Annotated in this window: 5 protein-coding genes; 2 read left to right on the forward strand and 3 right to left on the reverse strand. The window is 65.0% G+C overall.

Translation table 11 applies throughout. From position 1 onward, the window contains the following. The coding region (locus L979_RS13095) for a CbiQ family ECF transporter T component (RefSeq protein WP_156125598.1) at nucleotides 1-1,135 on the forward strand (1,135 nt) is incomplete at its 5' end. Nucleotides 1,136-1,205: 70 nt separating this feature from the next. Here L979_RS13095 and L979_RS13100 read toward each other — a convergent pair. The 3 genes from L979_RS13100 to L979_RS13110 form a co-directional block, all read right to left on the reverse strand. Then, a complete protein-coding gene (locus tag L979_RS13100) occupies nucleotides 1,206-1,799 on the reverse strand; it encodes a para-aminobenzoate synthase component I (RefSeq protein WP_047692648.1) in 594 nt (197 codons plus the stop codon). Nucleotides 1,800-1,802: 3 nt separating this feature from the next. Then, on the reverse strand, nucleotides 1,803-2,321 hold the full coding sequence (locus tag L979_RS13105) for a low molecular weight protein-tyrosine-phosphatase (protein ID WP_047692649.1): 519 nt from the start codon (nucleotides 2,319-2,321) through the stop codon (nucleotides 1,803-1,805). Nucleotides 2,322-2,426: 105 nt separating this feature from the next. Next, a complete protein-coding gene (locus L979_RS13110) occupies nucleotides 2,427-3,926 on the reverse strand; it encodes a hypothetical protein (protein ID WP_047692650.1) in 1,500 nt (499 codons plus the stop codon). 253 nt (nucleotides 3,927-4,179) lie between these two features. Between L979_RS13110 and dnaK the strand changes: the two genes are divergently transcribed. Continuing rightward, a partial coding sequence (dnaK, locus tag L979_RS13115) for a molecular chaperone DnaK (RefSeq protein WP_047692651.1) occupies nucleotides 4,180-5,588 on the forward strand: 1,409 nt, incomplete at its 3' end.

Raw genomic sequence — 5,588 nt, forward strand, 5'->3', positions numbered from 1 at the left:
GGAGCGGATCCAGGCCACGGTGGACGGATTGCTGGAGCGGTTGGAGCTGACCGAGGTGGCCGACGCCAACCCGTTCACGCTCTCCGGTGGACAGAAGCGGCGGCTGTCCGTGGGAACGGTGATGGCGGCGGCCCCAGATGTGCTGGTGTTGGATGAACCCACGTTCGGTCAGGATGCCCGCACATGGTGGGCCGTGGTGACGTTGCTGGCCGATCAAGTGGCGGCCGGGCGGGCCGTGGTGGTGGTGACCCACGACCGGGACCTGATCCAGGCCTTGAACGCCACAGAACTTCAGGTACACCCGGTGGCAGCCGTTGCGCAGGCCGACACCCCCGCCGAGACTCCCGCGGTGCAGTTGCGGGGTTGGCTGGCAGGCCGCGATGCCCTGACCAAGCTGGTGTGCGCCCTGTTGCTGACCATCCCGCTGGTCATCTCTGCGGATCCCGTGACCTCCGGTGTGATCCTGGTGGGGGAGCTGGTGACTCTCAGCGTTGCCGGACAGCGTCCGTTGCGGCTTCTGGCGGTGGCCTGGCCCATTGTGGTGGCGGCCTTGCTCTCCGGGTGGGGCACGGCACTGCTGGCGGAGAACTCAGGGGCCACCTTGCTCCATGCGGGCCCTGTGGAGATCTCGGAAGGTTCCTTGGCGGTCGGAGCCGCCATCGCGCTGCGCGGTCTGGCCCTGGCGCTGCCGGGGCTGGTGTTGTTGCTGACCACAGACCCCACGGACCTGGCCGACGGTTTGGCCAGGACGGCAAAACTCCCTGCCAGGTTCGTGATTGCTGCCCTGGTGGGATTGCGGCTGATGACCGTCATGATCCGCCAGTGGCACGTCCTGGTGACGGCCAGGCGAGCTCGGGGCGCAGGTGCCTCCCGGAACCCTCGCATGATGCTTCAGGAGCTGTGGGGACGCGGTTTCGGGCTGCTGGTGCAGTCCTTGCGCCGTGCCACGCGGCTGGCGGTGACCATGGAGGTCCGTGGTTTCGGCTCTGTGGTGGCTGCCAAGCACCGCACCTGGGCCCGGCCCATTCGGCGCACTCACGCTGATGCCGTGCTGCTGGCACTGACCGTTGTGTTGGGCTTGGGTGCCGTGAGCATTTCAGCGGTGACTGGGGCCCAACGTTTCATCTGGCAATGACCGTCTTGCCACAGGGATCAACGTGGTGGTTGCCCTGGGCCGGGGGCCAGATCGGTGCTGCGCACTGCCCTCAGGCCGTGGGGCCCGGTTGGATGATGTCTGCGCTCTCCCACACGGGATCAGCTTCCAGGTACTGGGACTCCTGTTGCGCCCAGCGCTCCCAGAACACCTGGTAGGTGTTGCCGTCGCGGCTCAGAGCTCGGGTGCGGCGCTGGCTCTCCGGAAGCTCCACCCACACGGAGACGTCCAGGACTTCCCTGGCCACCCAGTTGCACGCGCCCACACCTTCCAGGATCACGATTTCAGCGCACCGGGTCAGTCTGGGACCTCCGGGGGAGTCAGCCAGCCAGTCCCATGCGGTCCAGTAGGCGTCCTGCTCCTCGCGCAGGCAGGCCAAGATGGAGTCGTTGTAGATCTCTATGCCATGGGCCAGCCCGTCCCACCCGGGGTAGATGTCCTCCAGGTGGAAGGTCACCACGTCCCGGGTCACGGAAAGCACCTCGGAGAGCTGCTGGGCCAAGCTGGTCTTGCCGGCCCCGGAGCGCCCGTCAATGCCGATCAGATGCGGTTTGCGGACGGGATCTTCCAACTGGTGCACCAGGGCAAGACCCGATGGGTTGCGCTCGGCAATGCTGGGGTCCATCTGAAGCTCGACGTCCTGCACGCCTCAGTCCTCCGAACCCGTTGGGTTGCCCCGGTCGAGTTGGTCCCGAACATGGCCCACGATTCCGGGCAGGGCCTCGGAGATCATCTCCCAGGTGTCCTCGAATCCCGCGGCGTCGCCGTACCAAGGATCCGCAATGCCCTGGCTCTCGATCGCTTCTGCGGCCACGGCGGGGTCAAAGGAGCGGTACATGCGTACCTTGGCCCGCGCTTGGTCATCCGGTGCCATGGAGGTGAGGGCCCGGTGGTGCTGCACGTCCATGGCCAGGACCAAGTCGTGGTTGGAGAACCACTCGGTATCAAAAGTCTGTGCACTGTGGCCGTGGGGATCCAGTCCAACGCGTTCCAGGAGGCGCTGGGCGCGGGGATCGATCGGGTTGCCCAGTTCTTCGTCGGAGATCCCGGCGGAGTCAACGGCAACGTGGTCTGCCAGCTTCGCGTTCTGGAACGCGCGGCGTAGAGCCACCTCGGCCATGGGTGATCGGCAGATGTTGCCGGTGCACACGGTGGCGATTCGGTACATGCCCTTCAGTTTAGGCGTTCCGTATCTGCCCGTGAGCCGTGCAAGCCCGAGTTCCGGGCCTGCACGGCTTGCACGGCGTAACGATTTGGCAACCCGACCGTGGGCTCACTGGTAGCTGACGAACCAAGGCTTGGGGTCGACGTCGTAGGTCTCTTCCGGGCTGAACACGGGAGTGTCCTCGTCATAGAAGTTCTTCCACGCCATCCAGATGCCCTCCGGCAACCCGTTCTGCAGGGCCTCCCAGGTGGCCATCTTCAGCTCCGGACTCCCGTGGCCGTCAGCGTGCAGCGTAATGGCCAGCTCGTCGTGGGCGGTGTTGATCTGCTCCCGGTCCGTGATCATGGCCAACTTGAATTGGTGGAGGATCAGCACCTTCTGAGGCAGGTTGTTCTCAGCGGTGAGCTGGGCCAGCCAGTCGGAGACCTGGTTGATCTCCTCAGCACTCACGGAGCCGATCTGTTCCATGTGGCGCTGACCGTCCTCCAGGCGCCACTCCGGGTCCAGTGCCAGGCCCACGTGAGGTTCCCGCAGCAGGTCCTCATACCGCTGGGCCTGGGACAAGAAGTCCACTCGGCCCGGCTGCAGGTCCAGGACCACGTACACACCGGCTTCCCCGGCGGCATCGATCCAGGGACGCAGGGTTTCCGGGTCCAACTCGTTGGTGTAGTTGCCGTCGGCTCCGGGTTCGGCGGAGGCAATGGTGGTGATGATCTCGAACGCCGGGATCACCTGCTCGTCACTGTACGGCTGGTATTCGCGGGCCATCTCCTGCACCAGTTCGATGGTGGCATCCACGTCCTGCTCACCCAGGACTCCAAGTGCTGAGGTTCCGGGGGAGCCGTACACGGCGATCATGCGCCGTCCGGGAAAGGCCAGTTGACCGCCTCCGGGCAACTCGGCCGTGGTGTCCTGGGCGGCTTGCATGCGGGATTCTACGTCCTGGGAACTTCCGAAGCTCTCACCCAGGGCCAGGATGTTGTGGTCATCGGCGCTACGGGCCACCTCCACGGAATCCCCACTGACGCGGGGATTGCCACCCGGGACCTCCACCGCCGTGCCGCCGGCTGCGTTGACGGTGGCCACAGCAGCTTCAGTTGCTGCCGCTGCCTCCCCGTCCGTGTCCTGGGCTCGAGGATCAAACAGCACGACGCCGGTGCTCGCCTCCTGCGCCACGCTCACCTCCGGCAGATCCAGTTGATCCACCTGGGAGTCGGCCTGCACTTCCACCACGTCGCGGTCCCCGATCTCCGGGACGGACTCACCCTGGGCAACGATCACCGTCTGAGCCTGGAGACGGTCAAGTTCCTGGCCCAGGGCGTCGTCGTCACCGCTGATCAGTAGCGGCACCTGTAGTTCCTGCGCCACCTTCCCCGCATCGGAGACGGACTCCGGAGAGGAGACCACCACGGTCTGGGCGCGCGTGAAGGCCAGGTTGCTGGCAGCAACGGAGGTCTGCGTTGCGTTCTGACCGGGATCGGTCAGAACGGTCACCTCACCGGTGTCATCCGTGAACTGGACATCGGTGTTCTGGGATCCACCGGTGCCGCAGGATGCCAGGACAAGGCTCAGGGTCACGGTGCACGTGGTCAGGAGGGGGCGCTTCATGTGGGCCTCACGGGTGCTGGGGGGCAGGGAACTCCAGCCTATTTGTGCAGCTTGCTGACAAAAAATGGGGCGGCAACCCGAAGTGACGGAGAACACAGGCCAAACTTGACATGAACTGACTCAACTTTATTGACAGCTGAGCCAGGAGGTCTATTCTTGAGTCAGGACAACTCAAGAATTTGAGACCTCCGGAGCGCACAGTCGCCCCGGTTGCACACATGAATCGCCCGTTACGGGCAGAGGAGGTATGGGCATGTCCCGTGCAGTAGGAATCGACCTCGGTACCACCAACTCCTGCGTTGCCGTGCTGGAGGGTGGCGAACCCGTTGTGATCGCCAACGCTGAAGGCGCACGCACCACCCCGTCGGTGGTGGCCTTCTCCAAGGACGGTGAAACCCTGGTGGGTGCCACCGCCAAGCGTCAGGCCGTGACCAACGTTGACCGCACCATTGCATCCGTCAAGCGCCACATGGGTACCAACTGGACCCAGGAGATCGACGGCAAGAAGTACACCCCGCAGGAGATCTCGGCCCGCACGCTCATGAAGCTGAAGGCTGACGCGGAGTCCTACCTGGGCGACAAGGTCACGGACGCCGTGATCACCGTCCCGGCGTACTTCAACGACGCCGAGCGTCAGGCGACCAAGGAGGCCGGTGAGATCGCGGGCCTCAACGTCCTGCGCATCGTCAACGAGCCCACCGCGGCGGCCCTGGCTTACGGCCTGGAGAAGGGCAAGGAGGACGAGCTCATCCTGGTCTTCGACCTCGGTGGCGGCACCTTCGACGTCTCCCTGCTGGAAGTCGGCAAGGACGAGGACGACTTCTCCACCATTCAGGTGCGCGCCACCGCCGGTGACAACCGACTGGGCGGTGACGACTGGGACCAGCGGATCGTCGACTGGCTGCTCGAACAGGTCAAGTCCAAGACCGGTGCGGACCTGTCCAAGGACAAGATCGCCCTGCAGCGTCTCAAGGAGACCGCCGAGCAGGCCAAGAAGGAACTCTCCTCGGCCTCCTCGACCAACATCTCCCTGCAGTACCTCTCTGTGACCCCGGAGGGTCCCGTCCACCTGGACGAGACCCTGTCCCGCGCCAAGTTCGAGGACCTGACCAGCGACCTGCTGGCCCGGACCAAGAAGCCGTTCGAGGACGTCATCAAGGAAGCCGGCATCAAGCTCTCCGACATCGACCACGTCGTGCTCGTGGGCGGTTCCACCCGCATGCCGGCCGTGGTGGAAGAGGTCAAGAAGCTCTCCGGTGGCAAGGAGCCGAACAAGGGCGTGAACCCGGACGAGGTCGTGGCCATCGGTGCCGCCATCCAGGCCGGTGTGCTCAAGGGCGACCGCAAGGACGTCCTGCTGATTGACGTGACTCCGCTGTCCCTGGGCATCGAGACCAAGGGTGGCGTGATGAACAAGCTGATCGAGCGCAACACCGCGATCCCCACCAAGCGGTCGCAGGTCTACACCACCGCCGAGGACAACCAGCCGTCCGTGTCCATCCAGGTCTTCCAGGGCGAGCGCGAGTTCACCCGGGACAACAAGAACCTGGGCACCTTCGAGCTGACCGGTATCGCACCGGCCCCGCGCGGTGTGCCGCAGATCGAGGTCACCTTCGACATCGACGCGAACGGCATCGTGCACGTGTCCGCCAAGGACAAGGG

It is taken from the genome of Kocuria sp. ZOR0020, assembly GCF_000800955.1.
In the GTDB taxonomy this organism is placed as follows: domain Bacteria; phylum Actinomycetota; class Actinomycetes; order Actinomycetales; family Micrococcaceae; genus Kocuria; species Kocuria subflava.

Bases quoted from the DNA above. Each gene is read 5' to 3' on its own strand.
- L979_RS13105 (WP_047692649.1), bottom strand. From the start codon at position 2,321: ATGTACCGAATCGCCACCGTGTGCACCGGCAACATCTGCCGATCACCC.
- L979_RS13110 (WP_047692650.1), bottom strand. From the start codon at position 3,926: ATGAAGCGCCCCCTCCTGACCACGTGCACCGTGACCCTGAGCCTTGTC.